This window comes from Caulobacter sp. KR2-114, assembly GCF_049446115.1.
Taxonomy (GTDB): Bacteria; Pseudomonadota; Alphaproteobacteria; order Caulobacterales; family Caulobacteraceae; genus Acaudatibacter.
The window spans coordinates 491,897-515,879 of record NZ_JBMSEC010000004.1 but is presented as its reverse complement, the minus strand read 5'-3'; the positions used below and the strand labels follow the sequence as shown (position 1 = coordinate 515,879).

The window sequence follows — 23,983 nt, the reverse complement described above, 5'->3', positions numbered from 1 at the left end:
CTCACGCGGCGGCGGCGTTGTCTTTCCGGGGCTCCTCGCCCTTGCCCGCTTCGGCCGGCGCCAGTTTCCAGATGTCGGCCAGGCTGTTTTGCAGGTCGGCCTTGTTCAGCGCCTGGACGTTGGCCGCGCCGAGCTTCTGGTGCAGCTGGATCGCCGCGGCCCGCAGCTGCACGTCGCCCAGCGTCTTGGCCGCCGCCTGCAGCTCGGTGGCCTGGGCCAGCATCGCCCGCAGCGCCTGCTTCGGATCGACGTCGATGGCGGCGACGGCCGCCTTGAGGATCTTCAGCGACTGGATGATCCGCCCCTCGGGCGTGGTGGTGGTGTCGCTGCCGCGCTTCAGCGGCCCGGAATAGTCCCCGGAGTTGAACCGCCGGCGATCGGGGCCGACATAGTTCACCGCCTCGACCCAGTCGCGGCTTCGCAGGGTCACGGCCTCGAGCCGTCGCATCAGGTCCTTGGCGGTATAGGGCTTGCGCAGGAACTCATGCACGCCGGCGTCGCGCGCGCCCAGGATGATGGCGGCGGTCGCCTCCGAGGTGACCATGATCACCGGCGCGCGGCGGCAGGCGAGGTCGCCGCGGCGCAGCTTGCGGGTGAAGCCCGCCCCGTCCACGGCGGCGTTCTGTTCCACGAAGATGATATGCGGATTGACCTGGCCGACCACGGCCATGCCGCGGACGGCGTCCGGCGCCTGCCACACCTGACAGGGGCAGATCTCGCGCAGCAGGTCGGTCAGCAGGCGCGCGCTGGCCGGCGCCGGGTCGATGATCACGACCCGTTGCATCATGGGCGCCATGCGCTGCAGGGTTCTGGCGTCGGTGTTGTACACGCGGATTCCGGACGATCGATTGCCCGCAACCTATCGCCAGGACGGTAAACGACCGCTTGACGACCGCCCCGTTTACCCATTCCGGGCAGCGGAAAAGACCGCGCAGGCGCGTTCCTGCGCGGCCCCGTCCGTGGCGCTCGTCAGGCCTGGAACGGATCGCGCATCAGGATGGTGTCGTCGCGTTGCGGGCTGGTCGACAGCAGCGCCACCGGCGCGCCGATCAGCTCCTCGATGCGACGCACATACTTCACCGCGGCGGCCGGCAGGTCGCGGAACGAGCGGGCCCCTTGCGTGCTCTCGCGCCAGCCCTCGATCTCCTCGTACACCGGGGTGATCCCGGCCTGGGCCTTCAGGCCGGCGGGCAGGTAGTCCAGGGTCTGGCCGCCCACCTGGTAGCCGACGCAGATCTTCAGGGTGGGCAGGCCGTCCAGCACGTCCAGCTTGGTCAGGGCGATGCCGTCGATGCCGTTCAGCGCCACCGACTGGCGCACCAGCACCGCGTCGAACCAGCCGCAGCGGCGCGCGCGGCCGGTGACCGTGCCCAGCTCGCGGCCCACCGTGCCCAGGTGCTTGCCGACCTCGTCGTCCAGCTCGGTGGGGAAGGGCCCCTCGCCCACGCGCGTGGTGTACGCCTTGACGATGCCCAGGATGTAGCCCGGCCCCTTCGGCCCGACGCCAGAGCCGGCCGCGGCCTGGCCGGCCACGGTGTTCGAGGACGTCACATACGGATAGGTGCCGTGGTCGACGTCGAGCAGCGCGCCCTGGGCGCCCTCGAACAGCACCCGCTTGCCCGACTTGACCACCTCGTCCAGCAGCCGCCAGGCCGGCTTGGCGTAGGCCAGCACCTGCGGCGCGATGGCCTCCAGGTCGGCCAGGATCTGGCCGGCGTCCGCCTCGGGCAGGCCCAGGCCCCGGCGCAGCGGCGTGTGGTGCGCCAGCAGCCGGTCGATCTTGGCCTCCAGCGCCTCGCGGTCGGCCAGGTCCGCCACCCGGATCGCCCGGCGGCCGACCTTGTCCTCGTAGGCCGGGCCGATGCCGCGCCCGGTGGTGCCGATCTTGTTGGTCGCCGCCGCCTCGCGGGCCTGGTCCAGGTCGCGGTGCAGCGGCAGGATCAGGCAGGCGTTGTCGGCCAGCACCAGCAGGTCGGGGGTGATGCTCACGCCCTGTTCGCCGATCTTGCGGATCTCCTCCAGCAGGTGCCAGGGATCGACCACCACGCCGTTGCCGATCACCGACGGCTTGCCCTGCACCACGCCCGACGGCAGCAGCGACAGCTTGTAGGTGATGTTGCCCACCACCAGGGTGTGGCCGGCGTTGTGCCCGCCCTGGAAGCGCACGACCACGTCGGCGCGGTTCGACAGCCAGTCGACGAGCTTGCCCTTGCCCTCGTCGCCCCACTGGGCGCCGATCACGGTGACGTTGGCCATGGATACGGTCCTTCACCTGCCGAAAGGGTCCGGGCCGCCCTTCGACAGGACTCGGCGGCCGGACGTGCTCGTGCGGGACTTCGCCAGCCGGGGGCCGGGTGAAGGCGCGCGGCGTTTAGACCGCCGGGCGTGGCGCCGTCAAGCGCCGCAGGTCACACGGCGGCCGTCACGCCGCCGCGGCGCGCTTCATGGCCTTCAGGTTGCCGCCCAGGAACTTCAGGAAGTTGGTGGTGGACTCGGTCATGTCGACGCCGTCGGCGGGGTCGAACTCGACCACCAGTTCGATCAGGCAGCGGTCGGCGGCCAGGGGCTTCACCGAGACGGTGGAGCGGTAGAGGCGCATGTCCGGCCGGTCGAGGGTGTAGGTATAGTGGTGCGGCCCGGCGTCGACCCGCAGCTCCTTCACCGTGCGCCCGCCCAGCACCAGGGTGCGCACCGGCCCCTGCGGGGTGTCCTCGGTGCTCTCGGACTCCACGATCGGGGCCCACTTCTTCATGCCGGAGAAGTCGCCGATCACCGCCCACACGCTGTCCGCCGACTGCGCGACCTCGTCCGCCAGAGCCAGTTTGCGCATCTTGTCTCATCCTCCCGTGGTTTGGCGCCATGAGAGGCGATCAGGGGCGCCGGATCAAGCCGATCATCGGCAGGCCTGCCCCACCGGCATGTCCTGCGGCGCGCCCTGTTCGAGGCGAGCGGCGAGGCCGGGATAGTTGGCCTTGAGGAACGCCCGCGCACCCTCGAGATCCTGCGAGAGCTCTTCGCGGGCGTGCAGGTTGTAGCCCTGGACGGTGCGGGTCGGCGCCTGGCCGGCCACCTCGACGTCGAAGGTTCCGAAATAGACCACCTGGCCGCCGGCGGCCTGGAAGGTCGCGGTCCGGTCGCAGGCCAGATAGTGCGCGCCGAGCAGCGGCCGGCCCCACATCAGCGCCGACTCGCTCAGCCCATAGAGCTGCCCCGGCTGCGCCTTGATCAGGATGAGTCCGGCCTGGGGATAATAGGCGTGCGACGTGAACGGGAAGCGCAGCACACCCTTCCTGACCTTCACGGGGTCGATGCTCAGGCGCGCGAAGTCCGGCTGGGCGCCGATGAGCAGCCAGGCGACGTCAGGCTGGGGCGTGGCGTCGGCGGCCGGCGCCTCGGCGACGGCGGCGGACGTCGTCGCCGCCAGCAGCACGGCGACTGTCGCCGCCAGAACAACCCTGATCCTCATGCGCCCCCCGCTTGCGTGGGTGAGGATTGCTACCGCGCCGATCAAGTCAAGCGGGGGCGCGCATCCCCGGACGGCCCCGAGCGGGCCATCCGGGGCGCGGCGCGATCAGAACCGGTAGTTGACGCCCAGGCGCGCAACGTTGGCCGTGGTGTCGGTGTTGACCGTCGCGTTGAACACCGCGACCCCCGGGGCGGTGAATTCGCCGCCGCCGGTCAGGTTCTGGCGGCCGAGGTCGACATAGAGGTATTCGGCGCGCAGCGAGATGCGCGGGGTGAGGGCATAGTCGGCGCCGGCGCCGACCGTCCAGCCCACCTGGGTGGAGGAGCGCGACAGGCCGTTGGCCACAGCCGCCCCGCCGGACCCGCAGCTGCTGCAGGCGAACGACGCATTGGAGCTGACGCCGCCGTAGGCCAGGCCGCCGGTGACGTAGGGCAGCAGCCGGCCGCCGAACATCGCCTCGCCGCCGCGTACGCGGAAGGTGCCCAGGTAGTCGATCTGCGAGCGCAACTGCCCGGTGGTGGCGTTCCCCGAGGCGTCGAGGCCGCTGAACGCCGTGTCGCCGTGGATATTGGTCCCGTCGATGTCGGTGACCACGCCGAGCACCCAGCCGCCCGGCGTCTGGTAGTCATAGCCGGCCTGGCCGCCGCCGACGATGCCGCTGGAATTCTGCCGCGCCTTGCCGCCGATGGCGGTGGCGCCGGCCGCGTCGGTCGTGCCGCTGTAGGGATAGTTGAAGGTCCCGCCGCCGTAGCCGAGGTTCAGGCCGACATAGGGTCCCGACCAGCTCTGGCCGTCGGCGGACTGGGCGAAGGCGGGGGCGGCGAGGCCGAGGGCGCCGAGGCTGAGGGTGAAGGCCGAAGCCAGAACAACGCTACGCATCATGGTCATCTCCAATCGAACATTCCCTGCGTGGCAGGGCAGCAACCCCAGCGCCGACGCTTGCGGCGGCGGCGAGTGACTAGGCTTCGAGTGGACGCGATGGCAATAGAGCGATTGGAGATTTTGAATATCGCGAGCACATGTGCTCAAATATACACACATAAACTGATACAGCCGGATCAGTACTGAAACACGAACGCCGTTATGTTTCTGTTTTACCTTGGTTGTGGCGCCTATTGTGGCGGCCGGGGTCAATCGCGGCGAAACGGCAGCGCCGGGTTTCAACCCTGACCGGGACGCCGCATGGCAAGCGCCGAGAGCAGGGCGGCGGCGGCGACCAGCGCCGCGGACGCCAGGGCGGCGGTCCGCAGGCCGGGGGCGATCTCACTGACGCCGCCGCCGGCCAGGGCGCCGAACACGGCCACCCCGACCGCGCCGCCGGCCTGCCGTGCGGTGTTCAGCACCGCCGAGGCGACCCCGGTGTCCCGGTGCGGCACGCTGGCCAGGATCGCCGTGGTCATGGCCGGCACGCCCAGGCCCATGCCGGCCGGGATCAGGGCGAAGGCCGGCAGCATGTCCGCCAGGCCGCTGTGCGCGCCCAGCCGCGACAGCAGCAGGTAGCCCGCCGCCCCGACCGCCCCGCCCAGCGCCATCGGCAGGCGGGGGCCGAACCGCGCGACCAGCCGGCCGCTGGCGATGTTGGAGGCGATGAAGGTCCCGGTCAGCGGCAGGTACGCCAGGCCCGCCTTCAGGGCCGAAAAGCCCAGCGCCTTCTGCAGGTAGAGGCTGAGCACGAACAGGACCCCGTAGTAGGCGGTGTTCACCGCGACGCCGAACAGCACCGCCGGGCTGAAGTTCGGCCGCGCCAGGAAGCCCAGCGGCAGCATCGGCGCCGTCGCACGGGCTTCCACGACCACGAACAAGGCGGCCGCGACGGCGGCGGCGACCGCCCCGCCCCAGACGAGGGGGTGGAGGAGGCCCAGCGGCCGCGACTCGATGACCGCGCCGATCAGCGCGGCCAGGCCCAGGATGGCGAGGCCCTGGCCGGGCAGGTCGAGTCCACGCCCCTGCCGGCTGCCGGGCGCGGGGCGCACGCACCACAGGGTCAGGCCCGCGCCGAGCGCGCAGACCGGCAGGTTGACCCAGAAGATCGCCCGCCAGCTCACCGCCGCCAGCAGCAGGCCGCCGATCACCGGGCCGAGGGCGATGGACACCCCGCCGGCGGCCGTCCAGTACCCCACGGCCCTGGCCCGCAGCGCCGTGTCGTGGCCGCTTTCGCGGTTCACCAGGGCCAGCGAGGTGGGCACCAGAAGGGCCGCGCCCGCCCCTTGCGCGGCGCGGGCGGCGACCAGCAGCGCCACGTTGGGCGCCAGGCCGCAGGCGGCGGACGCCGCGGCGAACAGGACGAAGCCGGCCAGGTAGGCGCCCCGGGCGCCCAGCCGGTCGCCGATCACGCCCGCCGACGGCAGCAGGGCGGCGAAGGCCAGGGTGTAGGCGTCCACGGTCCACTGCAGGGCGGCGGTGGAGGCCCGAAGGTCCGCGCCGATCGCCGGAAGGGCGACGTTGACGATGGTCACGTCCAGCTGGACCACGGTGAAGCCGAAGCTGAGGGCGGTGACGATCCAGCCGATGCGGGCCGGCGCCGGGTCGTGGGCGCCGAGGGCGCGGGCGGGGGAAGATGCGTGGCTCATGCCTCACAGGCTAGGGACCCCGCACCCGTCTCGTTTCACGCGATGCTGAAACGTCCTGGCCGCGGCGGGGCTAGAGTGGCCGCCGACAGCCTGGAGGAGGTCCCCGTGGAGGCCAATGTCGCCCTGCCCGCCGCCCTGATCGGCGATCCCGTGCGCGCCGCCCTGCTGATGGCGCTGATGGATGGCCGCGCCCATCCGGCCGGCGACCTGGCGCGGGGCGCCGGCGTCACCGCCCAGTCGGCCAGCAACCACCTGGCGCGGCTGCTGGAGGGCGGGCTGGTGCTGATGCAGCAGGAGGGGCGTCATCGCTATTACCGGCTGGCCGGCCGCGAGGTGGCCGAGGCGCTGGAGGCGCTGCAGCGGCTGATGCCGCCGCCGGCCCGGGTGCTGGAGGCGCCGCGCAGCCGGCTGGCGCGCGAGATCCGCGACGCCCGCAGCTGCTACGACCATCTGGCCGGACGGCTCGGCGTGGCGGTGGCGGAGGCGCTGCGGGCCCGAGGCCTGGTGGCGCCGGACCTAGCCGACGATCGCCGCTACGAGCTGACCCCCGCCGGCCAGGCCTGGTTCGCCGACTTCGGCGTCGACACCGCCCCGCCGGCCAGCCGGCGCATCTTCGCCCGCCCGTGCCTGGACTGGACCGAGCGGCGCGACCATCTCGCCGGCGCCCTGGGCGCGCGGCTGCTGCAGCGCCTGCTGGCGCTGAAGTGGCTGGCCCGGGTCGAAGGCGGCCGCGGGCTGCGCCTGACCCTGGCGGGGGTGCAGGGGCTGAAGCGGACGCTGGGGGTCGAGCTCGAGCCGTTGGTGGCGGCCGAGGATCGCGCGCGGGCGTGAGGCCTTCATTTGTCCTCATCCGCTTGCCGTCATCCTCGGCCTTGTGCCGAGGATCCATGAACACAGGAGAGCGGGTGGCGCGCTTCGCAGGGCGCGCCATGCACAGGCGGCTGCCGCCGTGCGACGCTCCGCTGCCGCTCGCGACTTCACTTCAGGTGTTCATGGATCCCCGGGACTAGCGCCCGGGGATGACGGTAAGGAGGGGGACAGGCGGGTCTCGCCCCGCTACAGTTCCAAATCCCCGCTAAGCGCCGCCTCGGCCATGGCGCAGTGCATGGCGATGCCGCGGGCCATCACCGTCTCGTCCAGGGTCATGCGGTTGGAGTGCAGGGCGCAGCAGGTGCGGTAGTCGCCGCCTTCCGGCGCGGCGCCCAGGAAGGCCATCGCCCCCGGCAGCTTCTGCAGCACGTAGGAGAAGTCCTCGGCCCCCATCATCGGGTTGGGCATGGTGATCCAGCCGTGCTCGCCGAACAGGGCCTTGGCGGTGCGCTCGGCCAGGTCGGTGATGCGGCCGTCGCAGACGGTGACCGGGAAGCCGTGCTCGATGGTCACCTCGGCCTTGGCGCCGTGGGCGGCGGCGATGTGCTCGGCCACCCGGCGGATGCCGTCGTGCGCGGTCTTGCGGGTGCGCTCCGACAGGGTGCGCAGCGTGCCCCACAGGCGGGCGTCCTCGGGGATGACGTTGTCGGTGGTGCCGGCCTCGATGCGGGCGATGGTGATCACCGCCGGGTCGAACACGCTGATGCTGCGGGTGACCATGGCCTGCAGGGCGGTGACGATCTCGCAGACGATCGGCACCGGATCCAGGGCGTCGTGCGGCATCGAGGCGTGGCCGCCGGCGCCGCGCACCTTGATGCGGATCTTGTCGGACGAGGCCAGCAGCGGGCCGGTGCGCCCGGCGAACACGCCCCGCGGCATGTTGGGCGAGATGTGCAGGGCGAAGGCGGCGTCGGGCAGCGGGTCCAGCAGGCCGTCCTCGATCATGAAGCGGGCGCCGTGGTGTCCCTCCTCGCCGGGCTGGAACATGAACATCACCGTGCCGGCCAGCCGGTCGCGCTTGGCGCACAGCGCCCGCGCCGCGCCGGCCAGCATGGCCACGTGGGTGTCGTGACCGCAGGCGTGCATCGCCCCCTCGGTCTGCGAGGCGAACGGCAGGCCGGTGTCCTCCACCAGCGGCAGGGCGTCCATGTCGCCGCGCAGCAGCACCGTGCGGCCGTTGCCGGCGCCGCGCAGGATCGCCACCAGGCCCGAGGTGGACTTGCCCTCGCGGATCTCCAGCGGCAGGCCGGCCAGGGCGGCCTTCACCTTGGCGGTGGTCTTCGGCAGGTCCAGGCCCAGTTCCGGCTCCGCGTGGATCGCCCGGCGCAGGGCGATGGCGTCGTCCAGCAGGGACTCGCCGGCGGCCGTCCAGATCCCGGGATCGAAACTCAGGGCGTTCATGGGCAGGCTCTCCGGTCACTTCGGTCAGGCGAAAACCAAGGGCGCACCTTGAACGCGGGCCGCGCGCGAAGTCCATGCCTTTCGCTAGGGCGCCCTGATCGTCTATGAGCGGTGGATATGACCCGCCCAAGATTCCATCTGGCGTTCCCGGTGCGTGACCTTGCCGAGGCGCGCGCCTTCTACGGCGGGCTGCTGGGCTGCGCGGAGGGGCGGTCGGCGCCGGACTGGGTCGACTTCGACTTCCACGGCCATCAGATCGTCGCCCACCTGGCGCCGGCGGAACCCGCCGCCGCCACCAACCCGGTGGACGGCGAGAACGTGCCGGTGCGCCACTTCGGGGTGATCCTGGAGATGGACGCCTGGACCGACCTGGCCGCGCGGCTGAAGGCGGCCGGCGCCCGGTTCATCATCGAACCGCAGATCCGCTTCAAGGGCGAGCCTGGCGAGCAGGCCACCCTGTTTTTCCTCGATCCGTCCGGCAACGCCCTTGAATTCAAGGCCTTCGCCGACGACGCCATGGTGTTCGCCAAATGACCATCATCCCCCGTGACGTGATCAGCGCCGCCGACCGCCTGATCGGCAAGGCCGTGGTCACCCCCCTGCTGGAGAGCCCGACGCTGAACGAGCGGGTGCGCGGACGGGTGCTGATCAAGCCGGAGATCTTCCAGCTGGTGGGCGCCTTCAAGTTCCGCGGCGCCTACAACCGCCTCAGCCGGCTCAGCGACGCCGAGCGGGCGCACGGGGTGGTGGCGTTCTCGTCCGGCAACCACGCCCAGGGGGTGGCCCTGGCGGCCAGCATGCTGGGCATGCCGTCGCTGATCGTGATGCCGTCCGACGCGCCGCAGGTGAAGGTCGACGCCACCCGCGCCTACGGCGCGGAAATCCGCTTCTACGACCGCCAGCGCGAGAGCCGCGAGGAGATCGCCGCGGCGATCGCCAAGGAGCGGGGCGCCATCGTCGTGCCGGCGTTCGACGACCCGTACATCATCGCCGGCCAGGGCACGGTGGGGCTGGAGATCGCCCAGCAGGTGCGCGCCCTCGGCGCCGAGCTGGAGCTCTGCATCGGCCCGGTGGGCGGCGGCGGACTGATGGCGGGGGTCGGCGTCTCGCTGCGCTCGCGCCATCCGGACATCGAGATCTGGGGCGTCGAGCCGGAGGCCTACGACGACACCCGCCGCTCGCTGGAAGCCGGCCGTCGCGTGAGCGCCCCGCCCGCGCCCCGGTCGCTGTGCGACTCCCTGGAATCGCCGATGCCCGGCGAAATCACCTTCCCGATCCTGCAGGAAAACCTCACCGGGGTGGTGACGGTCAGCGACGCCGAGGTGGCCGAGGCCATGCGCTTCGCCTTCTCCACCCTCAAGCTGGTGGTTGAGCCCGGCGGCTCGGTGGGTCTGGCGGCGCTGCTGTCCGGCAAGACCCCGCTGAACGGGCGCACCGCGGTGCTGATCCTGTCCGGCGGCAACGTCGACCCGGGCCTGTTCGCCAAGGTGATCAACCGCGAGATCTGATCTCGGGTCGGGGCGCTAGGCAAACGACCGAGCGTCGACGTCTAAAGCCGCCGGAACCCGAGCGGCTGGCCGACGCCGGCGGCGGCGATGCGCTGGATCGCCTCGCCGAGCGGCTCGACGGCCACCGCCATGTGATGGGCGTTGGCGTGCAGCAGGCGGGCGCCGTCGAGCATCACCCCCACGTGCCCCTTCCAGAACACCAAGTCGCCGCGGATCAGGGCGTTGCCGGGCGCGTCCCGGCCCATCCCGGCCTGCTGGTCGGTGTCGCGCGGGCAGGACCGGCCGCAGGCGTAGAGCGCCTGCTGGATCAGGCCCGAGCAGTCCAGCCCCAGGCTGTCGCGCCCACCCCAGAGGTAGGGCGCGCCCAGGAACTGTTCGGCGATCTCGACGAAATCGGTCGGCGCGTCGCCGATCGGGCGCAGGTGCCGGCGGGCGATCCAGCCGGCGCCCAGGGCATGGACGAAGCCGCCTTCCGGCTCGCCATCGACGGTGACCAGGGCGTTCATCGACAGCGGACCGAAGGCCGGCGCGCGGATCGAGGGTTCGGCGAAGGCAAAGGTGCGCAGGGCGCTGACCCAGTGGGTGGCCGGCTCGCCGAGGTCCCCCAGGGCGCCCTCGGCCACGTAGCCGACGTAGCCGTCGCGCCGGGCCTGGCCCCAGGCCTGGCCGCCGGCGGTCTCGACCACGTCGAACAGCTCGCCGAACAGGGCCTGGTCCAGCTGTTCGGCAGCCGGGTCAGGCGCCTTGCGGATCGCGGCGGCGGGGACGGTGATGCGGCGCACCACGGCGGGTGCGAACCGCTCGGCCTTGACCACCCCCTCCAGCTCGGTTCGCGCCAGGTCGGCGCGGGCCAGGGTGATGCGCGGGTCCAGAACGGCCGCCTCGCTCACTGGAAGCGCGCCTTGAGCACCGCGTAGAGGGCGCGGATCGCCTGCGCTTCGGCGCCGGCCGGGAAGCCGGGGCGGCTGCGGCCGCTCCAGGCGAAGATGTCCAGGTGCGCCCAGGCGCCGGTGGTGGGCGCAAAGCGCTGCAGGAACAGGGCGGCGGTCACCGAACCGGCCTGGGCCCAGGGATCGGGATCGTTCTTCAGGTCGGCGATGTCGCTGTCCAGCGACGGCTCGTAGCCCGCCCACAGGGGCATGCGCCACAGCGGGTCGCCCTGCGCCCTGGCGGCCGCCGCGATCTCCGCCGCCAGGCCGTCGTCGGCGGTGTAGAACGGGATCACCTCCGGCCCCAGGGCCACGCGGGCGGCGCCGGTCAGGGTGGCCATGTCCAGGGTCAGCACCGGGTTCAGCTCGGCCGCGCGGGCCAGGGCGTCGGCCAGGATCAGGCGGCCTTCGGCGTCGGTGTTGCCCACCTCGATGCTGAGGCCCTTGCGCGAGGCCAGCACGTCGCCCGGGCGCATGGCGTCGCCGGCAATGGCGTTTTCCGAGACGGGCAGCAGCACGGTGAGCCGCACCGGCAGCTTCGCCGCCATCACCATGCGGCCCAGCGCCAGGGCGTGCGCGGCGCCGCCCATGTCCTTCTTCATCCAGCGCATGCCGGCCGAGGGCTTGATGTCCAGGCCGCCGGTGTCGAACACCACGCCCTTGCCGACGATGGCGACCACCGGGTGGGCCGGGTCGCCCCAGCTCAGCTCGATCATCCGCGGCGCCCGGGCCGGGACGGCCGCGCGGCCGACGGCGTGCACCGCCGGGTAGTTCTCTTCCAGCAGGGCGTCGCCGGTGATCACGGCCAGCTCGCCGCCGAACGCCTCGGCGATCTCGCGGGCGATGGTCTCGATCTGCAGCGGGCCCATGTCGGCGGCGGGGGTGTTGACCATGTCGCGCGCCAGGGCGCAGGCGTGGGCCACGGCCCTGGCCTCCTCGACGTCGGCGCCGGCCGGCGCCACCAGCCGCGGCGCGGGCTCGCCGCGCTTCTGCTTGTAGCGGTCGAAGCGATAGGCCCCCAGCGACCAGGCGATGGCCGCCGCGGTGGGGTCCATGCCCTCGGGCAGGGTCTCGATCGCGTAGTCGCCGGGCGGCAGTTTGGCGGGCAGCGGCCGCAGGGCCGGGGCCGCCGCGGTCTCCTCGCCAAGGCCGAACAGGACCCGCGCCAGCGCCCCCTCGGCGTCCGGGACCAGGACGATCTGTCCCGCCTTGCCGGTGAACTTGGCCAGCGCCGCCGCGCCCCGGGCCGCGGCGTCCGCCGTCTGCGACCAGGCCTCCCACGCCGTCGGCCGGATCAGGGTCACCGGAATGGGCGCCATATCCTTCGCGGCGGAGGCGAGCAGGGTCTCGGGCATCAAAGGAACTCCGCCGTCGCAAACCGGTGTTTGCCGACAATTATGCTTAACGCTTCCTTTAACGAACCCGGCGGATGCTGAGAACAACCCCACTCGCGGACCCGGAAGCGGACCTCAGAACATGTGTCGTAAGCTGGCGCTCGCCGCAACCGCCCTCAGCCTGATCGCGGCCCCCGCGTTGGCCGCCAAGCCCGCGGCGCCGGCCCCGGCCGCGCCCGTCGCCGCGCCCGCGAAGCCCGCGCCCCCGCCGCCGGCCAAGGCCTCCCCTGAGCAGCGCGCCGAGGCCGATCGCATGGATCCCCTGGCCCGCGCCGCCTTCTGGAGCCACGAGGTCAGCGCCGATCCGCGCGACGAGGGCGCGTCGGTCAAGCTGGCCAAGGCGCTGCGCGAACTGGGCCGCTTCGACGAGGCGGCGGGCGAGGCCGACCGCATCCTGGTGATCGATCCCGCCAACGAGGAGGCCCTGCTGGAGGAGGCGCGCGCGCGCATCGCCCAGGGCCAGGCCTTCTTCGCCATCGACCCGGCGCAGCGCGCCGCGGGGCTGGCGCCCAAGGACTGGCGGCCCGTGTCGCTGATGGCGGTGGCCCTGGAGCTGTCGCAGCGCGACGACGAGGCGCTCGCCGCGCACCAGCACGCCCTGTCGCTGGCGCCGAACAATCCGGCGGTGATGTCGAACCTGGCGATGTATTATGCCGCTCACGGACAATCGTCCGAGGCCGAGGCGCTGCTCCGCCGCGCCGCCGCCGAGCCCGGCGCCACGGCGCAAATTCGTCAGAATCTCGCCCTGATCCTGGGCCTGAACGGGCATATGGCGGAGGCCGAACAGCTGCAGCGGCGGGACCTGCCACCCGCTGTGGTGGACAACAACCTCGCCTACCTTCGGGCCGCGCAAACCCAAGCCCCACAACGATCCTGGGACGCCATGAAGGGCCAGCCCTAGGCCGTTTCGCGCCTTCCGCTGTGGCGCCGAAGCCACAGCCGATGGGCAAGCGTCGTCTGCCTGACGCTTATTCGCCGCAATTGGGAACCTATATCCGGCAGCGCACGTTGGGGGCGTTGATCGCACCCGCACGGGCGGGCTGCGAGTGGGGAGAGGGGCGTACGAATCACTTTCACTATCCGTGACGATCAGCCGGTCGTGGCCTGCGCCTGAAGCGCGGGCGTTTACCTCCGGGAAAGCGTTTCGAGGCATTCCGCACCGGGTTTGGCGCGGCAAGGCACGAAATCGCCGCAGAACGCGCCAAAGCCAAGTTGATCGGCGAACCGGATATTGTATAGCGTTGTTCGCTGTCTCACCGCAGAGGCGAATTGTCGGGCACTGTGTCGCAGCCGACACTTCCGCCGGCACTCGAGGTTGATATAACACTGCTCGGTCGGATTGATCGCCGCAGAGGGCAAGGAAGGACCTGGTATGAAACTAAAACTCCTGGCTGGAGCCGCTTTGACGGCGGTTGTCGCCGCAACCGGCGCTGCGGCCCAAGACACGGGATGGTACGGGGCCCTCGACATCGGGTACCATCGTACCGAGGTGCAGTCGTTCCACTCGTCGAACACGATCTACAATCCGACGATCGGTCACAGCGACTCCTGGGCTGGCTTCGCGCGTGTCGGCTACAAGCTGTCGCCGAACCTGCGGATGGAACTGGAAGGCGGCTACCGCCCCGGCGACATCGGTGAGCTCTGCGCCTCGGGCTTCGGCTGCGCCGCCAAGGGCGGCAGCATGCACGCCTGGACCCTGATGGGTAACCTGCTGGTCGACCTCATGCCGAACAGCAGCTTCAGCCCGTACATCGGCGGTGGTCTCGGCGTGGCCCGCACCTCGCTGAGCGGCTCGGTGGCCCTGGGTTCGCCCTCGGGCACCCTGACGGTCGACGACGCGGACACCAAGTTCGCCTGGCAAGGCATCGCCGGCGTGTCGTTCAAGGCCAGCGAGCGTCTGAACGTCGACGTGACCTATCGCTACCTGGGCAGCCAGCGCGAGAACTACACCGTCACCAGCACCGGTACGCTGCAGCCGGGCGTGATCGATGGCGCCTACAAGGACCAGTCGATCACCGTGGGCCTGCGTTACGCGCTCTCCGCGCCGCCGCCGCCGCCCCCGCCTCCCCCGCCGCCGCCGCCCCCGCCGCCGCCGCCTCCCCCGCCGCCTCCTCCGCCTCCGCCCCCGCCGCCTCCGCCGCCGGTGTACGAGGCCAAGGACTTCATCGTGTACTTCCCGTTCGATCAGTACGTGCTGACGCCGGAAGCGCAGTCGGTGGTCCAGGAAGCGGCCAAGTACGCGACCGACGGCCACGCCTCGAAGGAAGTGGTGGTGGGTCACACCGACACCTCCGGTTCGGTGGCCTACAACATGCGTCTGTCCGAACGCCGTGCGAAGGCGACCGCCGACGCCCTGGTCAACCTGGGTGTCCCGGCCTCGTCGCTCGACGTCAGCTGGAAGGGCAAGTCCGAGCCGGCCGTCCAGACGGGCGACGGCGTGAAGGAACCGCTCAACCGTCGCGCCACGATCCACGTCCAGTTCTGATCGACGCGACAATCCGACTAAGCGGAAGCCCGGCCGAAAGGCCGGGCTTCTTGCTTTTGGGGCCGGCGATTCGCCCGCGATCGCCCCGGGCCCTGCGGTGATCCCCGCGGACGGGCTCCCGACGCCCTGGCCGGAACGCCGCGATCTGCGGCAGGCCTTCGCTACGAAACTGTCACAGTCCCGTGAGCGGCCCTGCGACACCGATCGCTAAAGGCTTGATCGGCTTGGGCCCCGGCGGGGCTGTTAATCACTGGTTTACGAAAAAGTCCGTGGACGACCACTCGGCGCCCGTTGACGCTCTGGCAACCATGTGTCCCCATATAGTGGGCTTAGGGGGCGCTTCGCCCACAACATATAGAGGGTGGCAGGGGTCATGGGGGCTTCTGCAACCGTCGGATAGTTCACGGATTTTGGGGACATGATGGGCAGCGAAGCAAAGCGGGAAGAGGGTCTGCAGGGCTCGGCGGCGGCCCCGGTGCGAGTCGCGCCGAAAGCCCGGTTGCAACTGGTGCGCAAGGTGGAGATCGACCGGTCGCGGGACGACCTGCTGACCGACTTCGGCAAGACCACCCTGGAGGATCGCTACCTGCTGCCGGGCGAGTCGTACCAGGACATGTTCGCCCGGGTGGCGACGGCCTACGCCGACGACGCCGAACACGCCCAGCGCATCTACGACTACATCTCGCGGCTGTGGTTCATGCCCTCCACCCCGGTGCTGTCCAACGGCGGCGCGGGCCGGGGCCTGCCGATCTCGTGCTTCCTGAACGCCGTCGGCGACTCGCTGGACAGCATCGTCGGCACCTGGAACCAGAACGTCTGGCTGGCGGCCAACGGCGGCGGCATCGGCACCTACTGGGGCGGCGTCCGCTCCATCGGCGAGAAGGTCAAGGGCGCGGGCCAGACCAGCGGCATCATCCCCTTCATCCGGGTGATGGACAGCCTGACCCTGGCCATCAGCCAGGGCTCCCTGCGCCGCGGCTCGGCGGCGGTCTACATCGACGTGTGGCACCCGGAGATCGAGGAGTTCCTGGAGATCCGCAAGCCGTCGGGCGACTTCAATCGCAAGTCCCTGAACCTGCACCACGGCATCTCGATCAGCGACGAGTTCATGGAGGCGGTGCGCGACGGCGCCAAGTTCTCGCTGCGCTCGCCCAAGACCCACGAGCCGGTGCGCGAGGTCGACGCCCGCCACCTGTGGCAGAAGATTCTGGAGCTGCGCCTGCAGACCGGCGAGCCCTACCTGATCTTCTCCGACACCGTGAACCGCGCCCTGCCGCAGCACCAGCGCGAGCTGGGCCTGAAGGTGCGCCAGTCGAACCTGTGCTCCGAGATCATGCTGCACTCGGGCCCCGACCATCAGGGCAAGGAGCGCACCGCGGTCTGCTGCCTGTCGTCGGTGAATGCCGAGATGTTCCTGGAGTGGCGCGACCACCCGACCTTCATCGAGGACGTCATGCGCTTCCTCGACAACGTGCTGCAGGACTTCATCGACAACGCCCCGCCGGAAATGGAGCCGGCCGCCTACGCCGCCGTGCGCGAACGCTCTGTGGGCCTGGGGCTGATGGGCTTCCACTCGTTCCTGCAGGGCCAGGGCGTGCCGTTCGAGAGCGCGCTGGCCAAGAGCTGGAACATGCGCCTGTTCAAGCACCTGCGCCGCCAGTGCGACGCCGCCAGCCGGGTGCTGGCCGAGGAGCGGGGCGCCTGCCCGGACGCCGCCGAGCGCGGGGTGATGGAGCGCTTCAGCCACAAGCTGGCGATCGCGCCGACCGCCTCGATCTCGATCATCTGCGGCGGCACCAGCGCCGGCATCGAGCCGATCCCGGCCAACATCTACACGCACAAGACCCTGTCGGGCTCGTTCGAGGTCAAGAACCCCTACCTGGAGCGCGTGCTCGAGGCCAAGGGCGAGAACACCAAGGCGGTGTGGAACTCGATCCTGGAGAACGAGGGCTCGGTGCAGCACCTGGACTGCCTCAGCCAGGACGAGAAGGACATCTTCAAGACCGCCTTCGAGCTGGACCAGCGCTGGATCGTCGAACTGGCGGCTGACCGCACGCCGGACATCTGCCAGTCGCAGTCGATCAACATCTTCCTGGCCGGCGACGTCGACAAATGGGACCTGCACATGCTGCACTGGCAGGCCTGGGAGCGGGGGGTGAAGAGCCTCTACTATCTGCGCTCCAAGTCGGTGCAGCGCGCCGCCTTCGCCGGCGCCGACGCCGCCGAGGCCAGCGCCATCCAGGCCGCCAACGCGCGCACCGACTACGACGAGTGTCTCGCCTGCCAATAAGGGGATAGGGCGTCCAAACCCCAAGCGGCGCCTTGAGGGGGCGCGGAGGCCGAAAGGTCGCCGCGCCCCTTCTTTCATCCTCCCTTTCACTGTCATCCCGGAATGGGCGTCAGCCCATATCCGGGACCGCTGGAAACACGGGTGACCGCCATCGCTGCAAGCGCCGGCGCCTGTCGCGGTCCCGGATATCCGCTGCGCGGATTCCGGGATGACAGAAGAGAAGGGGAGCCGCGCCGGCCCTGGCCGTCACGGCGCCGCGGGAACCAGCAGCACCAGTTTGTGGTCGGGGCGTTCGGCGGGGGCGAAGGTGTGCTGGTCGAACACCAGATGGCCGTCGAGCGGGTGGTCGAAGGCGCGGCGGCCGCCCTCGCGCGCCAGCACCCCGGTGTCCGACCAGGCTTCGGCGAAGGCGCGGCTCTCGGCGGCGAGGCCCTCGACCAGGGCGCGCACCTGCGGATCGCCCAGGCTGCGGCCGAAGTCGGCGCGGAACTCGGCCGCCACCCGCCGCGCCCGCTCGCGCCAGTCCGGCAGCAGCCGGCCGGCCTCGGGCGACAGGAACAGATAGCGCAGCTGGTTGCGCTCGCCGCCCGGCCCCAGCCAGCCGGCGAACAGCCGCTCGGCGGCGGCGTTCCAGCAGCAGGCGTTCCACAGCCGGTCGAGGCCATAGGCCGGGTGCGCCAGCGCCTGCACCGCCGCGCGCAGGGCGGCCGGCGTCTCGGCGGGCGGGGCGGGGTCCGGCGCCTCCGGGTCGCGCCGGCCGGCCAGCTCGAACAGATAGGCCCGCTCGGCGGGCGACAGCGCCAGGGCCTGGGCCAGACGGTCCAGAGCGTGGGCGGAGGCCTGCACCGCGCGGCCCTGCTCGATCCAGGTGACCCACGTGGCGCTGATCCCGGCACGCTCGGCCAGCTCCTCGCGCTTCAGCCCCGGCGTGCGCCGACGGCGGGCCGCCGCGGCGGCCGGCTCAAGCGCCTCGCGCCGGGCGCGCACGAAGCGCCCCAGCAGGGCGCGGCTGTCATCCTGGTCCATGGCGCAGAATATACCAGGATAAAGGCTCATCTTGTACCAGGGTAAAGATGGTGGCTCCTGACCCCAACAGGAGACCTGCCCATGACCCGCAGCCAGCATACCGTCGTCACCGACCAGTTCGGCCCCCGCGCCGCCGCCTATGTGCAGAGCGCCGTCCACGCCCAGGGCGAGGACCTCGACCGGCTGGAGGCGATCGCCCACGCCGCCGCCCCGGCGACGGCGCTCGACGTCGGGACCGGCGGGGGGCATGTCGCCTACCGCCTGGCCGCCCACGCCGGACAGGTCACCGCCTGTGACCTGTCTGAGGAGATGCTGGCCGCGGTGGCCGAGACCGCCCGCGGCCGGGGGATCGGCAATCTGACCACCCGTGCGGCCCCGGCCGAGCGCCTGCCGTTCGAGGATGGCGCGTTCGACCTCGTCGCCACGCGCTTCTCGGCCCACCACTGGCATGATGTGGACGCCGGCCTGCGCGAGATGCGCCGGGTGGCGCGGGCGGGGGCGACGGCGGTGATCGTCGACGCCTATTCCCCCGGCCACCCGCTGCTCGACACCCACCTGCAGGCGGTCGAGCTGCTGCGCGACACCTCGCACGTGCGCGACTACACCGCCGCCGAGTGGCAGGGCGTCCTGGCGCGCGCCGGCTTCGCGGTGCGCGAGGCCCGCACCTGGCGCATCCGGCTGGACTTCGCCAGCTGGATCGCCCGCATGCGGACGCCGGACGACAACGTCCGCGCCATCCGCGCCCTGCAGGCCGCCGCCCCGGCCGAGGCCCGCGCCCACTTCGCCGTCGAGGCGGACGGGTCGTTCATGCTGGACGTGATCCTGTTCGAGGCGACGGCGGCCTGAGGGCGGCTATCGCGCCACGTCCAGCCGCCACTTCAGCATCTCGCCCTCGTCGTCGTCCCAGCCCCTGCCGTCGGCGACGAAGCCGCTGGCCTGCAGCACCCGCTGCGAGGGCTGGTTCGCCGCGGCGGTCTCGGCCGTCAGCACCGTGAGGCCGGGATCGGCCCGGGCCTCGCCGACCAGCAGGGCGATGGCGGCGGTGGCGTGGCCGGCGCGGCGACGCTCCGGTGCGGTGGCGTAGCCGATCTCCACGCGGCCGGCCGGATCCGGCGGGGCCTTGTGACTGCACAGGCCGACCACCTCGCCCGCCTCCGCGACCAGCCAGCTGCGGGCGCCAGCGGCGAGGTTGCGGCGCAGCCAGCGCAGCACGAAGGCCTCGTCGACCCCGCCGGGCGGCAGGGCCAGCGAGGGGTCCGGCGGCCCGGCCTCGCCCAGCATCCAGGCGAAGTGGGCGTCGGTGGCGCGAACCAGGCTCACCATTCGCGCCCCCGATGCTTGGCCCGCGCCTTGTTGGCCTTGTTGATCTGCACCCAGTGGCGCCGGTGCGCCTCGCGCTCCACGGGGTCGTCCTGCCGGCGCAGGTGCGCCATCTCGCGTTGCAGCTTGCCGTAGCTGCGCCAGCGCTGCGCATCCAGCGCGCCGTCCTCCAGCGCCGCGCGCACGGCGCAGCCGGGCTCGGTCTCGTGACGGCAGTCGTGGAAGCGGCAGGCGCCGGCCAGGGCCTCGATGTCCTCGAAGGTGGTCGAGACCCCGTCGTCCGCATCCCAGAGGCCCAGCTCGCGCATGCCGGGGGTGTCCAGCAGCAGGGCGCCGCCGGGCAGGCGGACCAGCTCGCGATGGGTGGTGGTGTGACGGCCGTGGGCGTCGTCTTCGCGGATGCCCTGGGTCGCCATCCGCTCGACCCCGGCCAGGGCGTTGACCAGGGTGGACTTGCCGACCCCGGAAGAGCCGACCATCACCGCCGTCTCGCCGGGCGCCAGCTGGGCGCGGACGGCGTCCAGGCCTTCGCCGGTCAGGGCGGCGACCGCCAGCACGGGGGCGCCGAACGCCACCGCCTCCATCTCCGCCACGATCGCCGCGGGATCGTCGCACAGGTCTGCCTTGGTCAGCACCACCACCGGCCGCGCGCCGCTCTGCCAGGCCACCGCCAGGTAGCGCTCCAGGCGCCGGGCGTTGAGGTCGGCGTTCATCGAGGCGGTGAGGAAGGCGACGTCCGCATTGGCCGCCACCACCTGTTCGTCCAGCTTCGGCCCGGCCGCGCGGCGCACGAAGGCGGTGCGCCGGGGCAGGACGTGATGGATCGTGCCGGCGTGCTCGGCCGGCCGCGCCGCCACCGCGACCCAGTCGCCGGCGGCCGGATAGCCGCCGCGCCCCGCTTCGTGCGCCAGCCGCCCGGAAATGCCGGCGGCCAGTTCGCCCTCGTCGGTGGCGAGGATGTAGAGACCCCGTTGCTGGACGACGACGCGCCCCGGGATCAGGCCCTCCGCCGCATGCGGCGCGAAGGCGTCCTGGAGCTCAGGGCTCCAGCCATAGTCTTGGATCAATTCGAAAGTCCTTCAGGACAGGCATTTCAAAGGCTGCCCGCCCCGGTCATCCAGGCGCAGGCTAGCGGATGGCGCCCCGGAGGGCGGCGGTGCGAACGACAGTCATCTTCTGGCCCTCCCCGTTTCGGCTGATGGACGATGCAAGGCTAGGCCCGGGGCCGCCGGGCGTCAACGTCCCCGCTTCGCGTTCGCCGAACCCTGTGACACGATCGCCACGCACCGCAGCCAGGGGAGGGCGCATGGCCACCGACGATCCGCTGAAGGACTACAGCCACTTCGACTTCACCGATCCGGCGGGGCGCTGGACGCGGCGGGTGTACAAGCGCGGCGTCGGGCCGGCGGTGATCGTGATGCACGAGATGCCGGGGCTGCACCCGCTGGCGATCCGCTTCGCCGACCGGGTGGCCGCTGCGGGGATGACGGTCTATTGCCCGATCCTGTTCGGCGAGGCGGGGCGCGAGATCAGCACCGGCTATGCGCTGGGGAGCATGCTGAAGGGCATCTGCATCCAGCGCGAGTTCAACGTCTGGGCCAATGACAAGTCGAGCCCGATCGTCGACTGGCTGCGGGCGCTGGCGGCGTACGCGCACAAGGAATGCGGCGGCAAGGGCGTCGGCGCGGTGGGCATGTGCTTCACCGGAAACTTCGCCCTGGCGATGATGACCGAGCCCTCGGTGGTGGCGCCGGTGCTGTCGCAGCCGTCGCAGCCGCTGCCGATCGGCGTGGGCGCGAAGAAGCGCTTCGCCGGCATCTCCGCCTCGCCGGAGGAGGTGGCCTGCGCCAAGCGCCGCTTCGCCGACGAGGACCTGTCGATGATCGGCCTGCGCTTCCATGGCGATCCGTTCGTGCCGGACGAGCGGTTCGACACCCTGAAGCGGACGTTCGGCGACAGGTTCGAGGCCATCGAGATCGATCCGAAGGACGCCCAGGTGGATCCGCGCATGCGCCATCCGCACTCGGTGCTGACCCTGCACCTGAAGGACGACGACCCCGATGGCCCGACCAAGAGGGCCGAACAGCGGGTTATCGCGTTCTTCAAAGAGCGCACCGGCGCGTGAGCCCTGGGCCGGTTGCAACCGGCCCGCCACACGGGCGCCACAAGCTGGGCCGAGAGGAGGCCACCGATGAAGCTTGCCGCCATCATCCCCGCCCTTGTGGCCACCTTGGCGCTCGGCGCCTGCGCCACCACCCAGCGCCTGTCGGCCGCGCCGGACGTGCACGCCCTGCTGGTCTCGATCCGCGACGACGACCGCCAGGCGTTCGACGCCCACGTGGATCGCCGGGCGCTGGAAGCCCAGCTGCAGGCGCGGCTGGTGGCCCGCACGCGGGACACCGACATGGCCGACGGCTGGAAGGCCCTGGGCCTGGCGCTGTCGGGCCCCGTGGCGCGGGTGGCCGGCAATCTGCTGATCCAGCCCGACGTGTTCCGGGCGGTGGCCGAGTACTACGGCTACCGGCCGGAGACGCCGATCCCGAATTCCTTCCTGGTGGCGGGGGCGCTGAGGGCCCTGCCGGACGGACGGGTCTGCGCCACGCGCCGGCATGACGAGCGCTGCCTGATGACCTTCGCCGACGAGGGCGGGACGTGGCGGCTGGTGGGCTTCGACGGCGATGCGGCCATGTTGAGGATGAGGTCCCGGTGAGTTCTGGTGTCGAGTTGCGTCTGACCTGTTGTCTGGCCGCCGCGGTGGCGGCCCTCTGCCTTCCCGCCGCGCCGGCGACGGCGGCGCCGTTCACCACGGTGCGGATGTTCGCCTACGACCCGGGCAACGACGAGACCCGCCGCGTGGCCGGGCCGCTGACCTTCGAGTTCCGCCAGCAGATGGTGTTCACCACCCTGCTGAAGATCCGCGCCACCGAGGCGCAGGCGACCGCCGTGGTGACCCCCGCCGACGAGCGGGCCCTGGGTCCGGGCGGGCTGACGGCGCTGATCGGCGCCAACGCGCCGGAACGCGACCTGTTCGCCATCCAGGACGAGGCCGAGGGGCCGGCGATGATCTCGGCCTTCTGTCCGGGTTCGAAGCACGCGTGGGTGGCGATCGGTCGGATCCGCGCCAACCGCGACCTGAAGGTGCACATCATCGGCGACGGCCCGGCGCCCGGCCAGGCGCACGTCTGCCACAGCCTGCAATTCTACTTCCACGGCGAGTGGAAGACCGAGGTCCCGTTCGAGGTGAACCCGGCCGAGGTGAAGAAGCCGCACTTCCCGTACTGAGGCGGCGGCTCTTCGCTGGAGCCCCCTTCCCCCGCTTCGCGGGGACTTCCCCCAGAGGGGGAAGAGAACGGAGGCTGAAGTCGCGAGTCTCTTCCCCCCTTGGGGGAAGTACGGCCGAAGGCCGGGATGGGGGCTCCAGCGGGAATCCGGCCTGGGCCTCAGGCCACCTTTCGCTCGGGGAACAGGCCCAGGATCGCCGCCTCGCTGGCGGCGCACACCCCGCGCTCGGTGATCAGGCTGGTGACCAGCCGCGACGGGGTGACGTCGAAGCCATAGTTGGCGGCCGGGCTGCCGGGCGCGGCCACCTGAACCTCGACGATCTCGCCGGAGGGCAGGGCGCCGCGCATGCGGGTCACCTCCTCGGCGGCGCGCTGCTCGATCGGGATCTCCTTCACCCCGTCGCGCAGGCGCCAGTCGATGGTCGAGGACGGCATGGCCACGTGGAAGTCGACCCCGTTGTCGGCGGCGGCCAGCGCCTTGAGGTAGGTGCCGATCTTGTTGGCCGCGTCGCCGGTGCGGGTCACCCGGTCGGCGCCGACGATGCACAGGTCGACCATGCCGTGCTGCATCAGATGGCCGCCGGTGTTGTCGGCGATCACCGTGTGCGCCACGCCCTGCTGGCCCAGCTCGAAGGCGGTCAGCGCCGCGCCCTGGTTCCGCGGCCGGGTCTCGTCCACCCACACATGCAGGTCGATGCCCCGTTCCTGGGCGACATAGACCGGGGCGAGGGCCGTGCCCCAGTCGACCGTGGCCAGCCAGCCGGCGTTGCAGTGGGTCAGCAGGTTCACCCGGCGCCCGCCCGCGCGCTCGGCGGCGGCGGCGATCAGGTCGGCGCCGTGCTCGCCGATCGCCCGGCACATGGCGACATCCTCGTCGGCGATGGCGGCGGCCTCGGCGGCGGCGGCGTCCGCCCGGTCGCCCGCCGCCAGCGGGGCCACGCGCGCCCGCACCCGCTCCAGCGCCCAGGCCAGGTTCACCGCCGTGGGGCGGGAGGCGGCAAGGCCGGCCACGGCCCGCGCCAGGCCGGCGTCCGAGGCGTCCTCGCGCAGCGCCAGGGCCAAGCCCCAGGCGGCGGTCGCCCCGATCAGCGGCGCGCCGCGCACCAGCATGTCGGCGATCGCCCGCACCGCATCGGCGAGGCCGGTCAGCCGGACGATCTCCACCGCATGCGGCAGCCGGGTCTGGTCGATGATTTCCACGGCCCCGTCGGCGGTGGGCCAGAGGGTGCGGGTCGGGCGTCCGTGGATCAGCATGCCGTCGGGTCTCCAGGCGGTGGCGTCGGCCGTTCCACGCCATCCGGCGGCGCGAGGCAAGCCCCTGGTCGCCGCCGCCGCGCGGGGAGGTCCTGGCCTCAAGCTTGGCCATTAAGTTGTGATTTGACGAATGCTCGCTAGGGGCGCGTGGATTGCTGACGGCGCCACCTTCGGCGGCCGCCAGTTCGC

At 71.7% G+C, this 23,983-nt stretch carries 23 protein-coding genes; 10 read left to right on the top strand and 13 right to left on the bottom strand.

What is annotated here, in order from left to right:
• Window position 1 precedes the first annotated feature (1 nt).
• The 6 genes from ACO2Q3_RS17565 to ACO2Q3_RS17540 all read right to left on the bottom strand — a co-directional run bounded on the left by ACO2Q3_RS17565 (window position 2) and on the right by ACO2Q3_RS17540 (window position 6,036).
• Complete coding sequence (locus tag ACO2Q3_RS17565; protein WP_423308862.1) at window positions 2–829, bottom strand: response regulator; 828 nt, start codon at window positions 827–829, stop codon at window positions 2–4.
• A gap of 140 nt (window positions 830–969) precedes the next feature.
• On the bottom strand, window positions 970–2,256 hold the full coding sequence (locus ACO2Q3_RS17560) for an adenylosuccinate synthase (protein WP_423308860.1): 1,287 nt from the start codon (window positions 2,254–2,256) through the stop codon (window positions 970–972).
• 166 nt (window positions 2,257–2,422) lie between these two features.
• The gene (locus ACO2Q3_RS17555; protein WP_423308858.1) at window positions 2,423–2,830 is read right to left on the bottom strand and encodes an SRPBCC family protein; all 408 of its coding nucleotides are present in this window, start codon (window positions 2,828–2,830) and stop codon (window positions 2,423–2,425) included.
• 63 nt (window positions 2,831–2,893) lie between these two features.
• The gene (locus ACO2Q3_RS17550) at window positions 2,894–3,466 is read right to left on the bottom strand and encodes a hypothetical protein (protein WP_423308856.1); all 573 of its coding nucleotides are present in this window, start codon (window positions 3,464–3,466) and stop codon (window positions 2,894–2,896) included.
• A gap of 105 nt (window positions 3,467–3,571) precedes the next feature.
• On the bottom strand, window positions 3,572–4,348 hold the full coding sequence (locus tag ACO2Q3_RS17545; RefSeq protein WP_423308854.1) for an outer membrane protein: 777 nt from the start codon (window positions 4,346–4,348) through the stop codon (window positions 3,572–3,574).
• 278 nt (window positions 4,349–4,626) lie between these two features.
• Complete coding sequence (locus ACO2Q3_RS17540) at window positions 4,627–6,036, bottom strand: MFS transporter (RefSeq protein ID WP_423308852.1); 1,410 nt, start codon at window positions 6,034–6,036, stop codon at window positions 4,627–4,629.
• Window positions 6,037–6,111: 75 nt separating this feature from the next.
• On the opposite strand from ACO2Q3_RS17540, the gene ACO2Q3_RS17535 reads away from it, so the two are divergent.
• Window positions 6,112–6,867, top strand: coding sequence for an ArsR/SmtB family transcription factor (locus tag ACO2Q3_RS17535; protein ID WP_423308850.1), 756 nt, complete (start codon window positions 6,112–6,114; stop codon window positions 6,865–6,867).
• A gap of 225 nt (window positions 6,868–7,092) precedes the next feature.
• Here the strand turns inward: ACO2Q3_RS17535 and ACO2Q3_RS17530 are convergent, their stop codons facing one another.
• Window positions 7,093–8,307 carry a M20 metallopeptidase family protein gene (locus ACO2Q3_RS17530; protein WP_423308848.1) on the bottom strand — a complete coding sequence of 405 codons (1,215 nt, stop codon included), beginning with the start codon at window positions 8,305–8,307 and terminating at the stop codon, window positions 7,093–7,095.
• A gap of 117 nt (window positions 8,308–8,424) precedes the next feature.
• Between ACO2Q3_RS17530 and ACO2Q3_RS17525 the strand changes: the two genes are divergently transcribed.
• Both ACO2Q3_RS17525 and ACO2Q3_RS17520 read left to right on the top strand, forming a co-directional pair.
• Window positions 8,425–8,841: a VOC family protein gene (locus ACO2Q3_RS17525; RefSeq protein ID WP_423308846.1), complete on the top strand. Its 417-nt coding sequence runs from the start codon at window positions 8,425–8,427 to the stop codon at window positions 8,839–8,841.
• Complete coding sequence (locus ACO2Q3_RS17520) at window positions 8,838–9,815, top strand: threonine ammonia-lyase (RefSeq protein ID WP_423308844.1); 978 nt, start codon at window positions 8,838–8,840, stop codon at window positions 9,813–9,815. Before ACO2Q3_RS17525 ends, ACO2Q3_RS17520 begins: the two co-directional genes overlap by 4 nt.
• Window positions 9,816–9,856: 41 nt before the next feature.
• Here the strand turns inward: ACO2Q3_RS17520 and ACO2Q3_RS17515 are convergent, their stop codons facing one another.
• Complete coding sequence (locus tag ACO2Q3_RS17515) at window positions 9,857–10,705, bottom strand: C40 family peptidase (protein ID WP_423308842.1); 849 nt, start codon at window positions 10,703–10,705, stop codon at window positions 9,857–9,859.
• Window positions 10,702–12,099: a leucyl aminopeptidase family protein gene (locus ACO2Q3_RS17510; RefSeq protein WP_423308840.1), complete on the bottom strand. Its 1,398-nt coding sequence runs from the start codon at window positions 12,097–12,099 to the stop codon at window positions 10,702–10,704. The genes ACO2Q3_RS17515 and ACO2Q3_RS17510 overlap by 4 nt, the downstream gene beginning before the upstream one ends.
• A gap of 121 nt (window positions 12,100–12,220) precedes the next feature.
• On the opposite strand from ACO2Q3_RS17510, the gene ACO2Q3_RS17505 reads away from it, so the two are divergent.
• The 3 genes from ACO2Q3_RS17505 to ACO2Q3_RS17495 all read left to right on the top strand — a co-directional run bounded on the left by ACO2Q3_RS17505 (window position 12,221) and on the right by ACO2Q3_RS17495 (window position 16,913).
• The gene (locus ACO2Q3_RS17505; RefSeq protein ID WP_423308838.1) at window positions 12,221–13,039 is read left to right on the top strand and encodes a tetratricopeptide repeat protein; all 819 of its coding nucleotides are present in this window, start codon (window positions 12,221–12,223) and stop codon (window positions 13,037–13,039) included.
• Between the two features lie 471 nt (window positions 13,040–13,510).
• On the top strand, window positions 13,511–14,623 hold the full coding sequence (locus tag ACO2Q3_RS17500) for an OmpA family protein (RefSeq protein ID WP_423308836.1): 1,113 nt from the start codon (window positions 13,511–13,513) through the stop codon (window positions 14,621–14,623).
• A 418-nt stretch (window positions 14,624–15,041) separates the two neighbouring features.
• Complete coding sequence (locus ACO2Q3_RS17495) at window positions 15,042–16,913, top strand: ribonucleoside-diphosphate reductase subunit alpha (RefSeq protein WP_423308834.1); 1,872 nt, start codon at window positions 15,042–15,044, stop codon at window positions 16,911–16,913.
• A gap of 246 nt (window positions 16,914–17,159) precedes the next feature.
• On the opposite strand, the gene ACO2Q3_RS17490 is transcribed toward ACO2Q3_RS17495, so the two are convergent.
• On the bottom strand, window positions 17,160–17,939 hold the full coding sequence (locus ACO2Q3_RS17490) for a helix-turn-helix transcriptional regulator (RefSeq protein WP_423308832.1): 780 nt from the start codon (window positions 17,937–17,939) through the stop codon (window positions 17,160–17,162).
• Between the two features lie 81 nt (window positions 17,940–18,020).
• Here ACO2Q3_RS17490 and ACO2Q3_RS17485 point away from each other — a divergent pair, with 81 nt between their 5' ends.
• Window positions 18,021–18,785 carry a class I SAM-dependent methyltransferase gene (locus ACO2Q3_RS17485; RefSeq protein WP_423308830.1) on the top strand — a complete coding sequence of 255 codons (765 nt, stop codon included), beginning with the start codon at window positions 18,021–18,023 and terminating at the stop codon, window positions 18,783–18,785.
• A 6-nt stretch (window positions 18,786–18,791) separates the two neighbouring features.
• On the opposite strand, the gene ACO2Q3_RS17480 is transcribed toward ACO2Q3_RS17485, so the two are convergent.
• Window positions 18,792–19,259: a GNAT family N-acetyltransferase gene (locus ACO2Q3_RS17480; protein ID WP_423308828.1), complete on the bottom strand. Its 468-nt coding sequence runs from the start codon at window positions 19,257–19,259 to the stop codon at window positions 18,792–18,794.
• Window positions 19,256–20,326 (bottom strand): ribosome small subunit-dependent GTPase A, encoded by a 1,071-nt coding sequence (gene rsgA / locus ACO2Q3_RS17475; protein ID WP_423308826.1) that lies wholly within the window; start codon window positions 20,324–20,326, stop codon window positions 19,256–19,258. Before rsgA ends, ACO2Q3_RS17480 begins: the two co-directional genes overlap by 4 nt.
• Window positions 20,327–20,565: 239 nt before the next feature.
• Between rsgA and ACO2Q3_RS17470 the strand changes: the two genes are divergently transcribed.
• The 3 genes from ACO2Q3_RS17470 (at window position 20,566) to ACO2Q3_RS17460 (ending at window position 22,541) form a co-directional block, all read left to right on the top strand.
• A complete protein-coding gene (locus ACO2Q3_RS17470; RefSeq protein WP_423308824.1) occupies window positions 20,566–21,384 on the top strand; it encodes a dienelactone hydrolase family protein in 819 nt (272 codons plus the stop codon).
• Between the two features lie 66 nt (window positions 21,385–21,450).
• Window positions 21,451–21,969 (top strand): DUF2939 domain-containing protein, encoded by a 519-nt coding sequence (locus ACO2Q3_RS17465; RefSeq protein WP_423308822.1) that lies wholly within the window; start codon window positions 21,451–21,453, stop codon window positions 21,967–21,969.
• A complete protein-coding gene (locus ACO2Q3_RS17460) occupies window positions 21,966–22,541 on the top strand; it encodes a hypothetical protein (protein ID WP_423308820.1) in 576 nt (191 codons plus the stop codon). The genes ACO2Q3_RS17465 and ACO2Q3_RS17460 overlap by 4 nt, the downstream gene beginning before the upstream one ends.
• 158 nt (window positions 22,542–22,699) lie before the next feature.
• On the opposite strand, the gene mtnA is transcribed toward ACO2Q3_RS17460, so the two are convergent.
• Window positions 22,700–23,794: an S-methyl-5-thioribose-1-phosphate isomerase gene (mtnA, locus tag ACO2Q3_RS17455; RefSeq protein ID WP_423308818.1), complete on the bottom strand. Its 1,095-nt coding sequence runs from the start codon at window positions 23,792–23,794 to the stop codon at window positions 22,700–22,702.
• Between the last annotated feature and the right edge of the window lie 189 nt (window positions 23,795–23,983).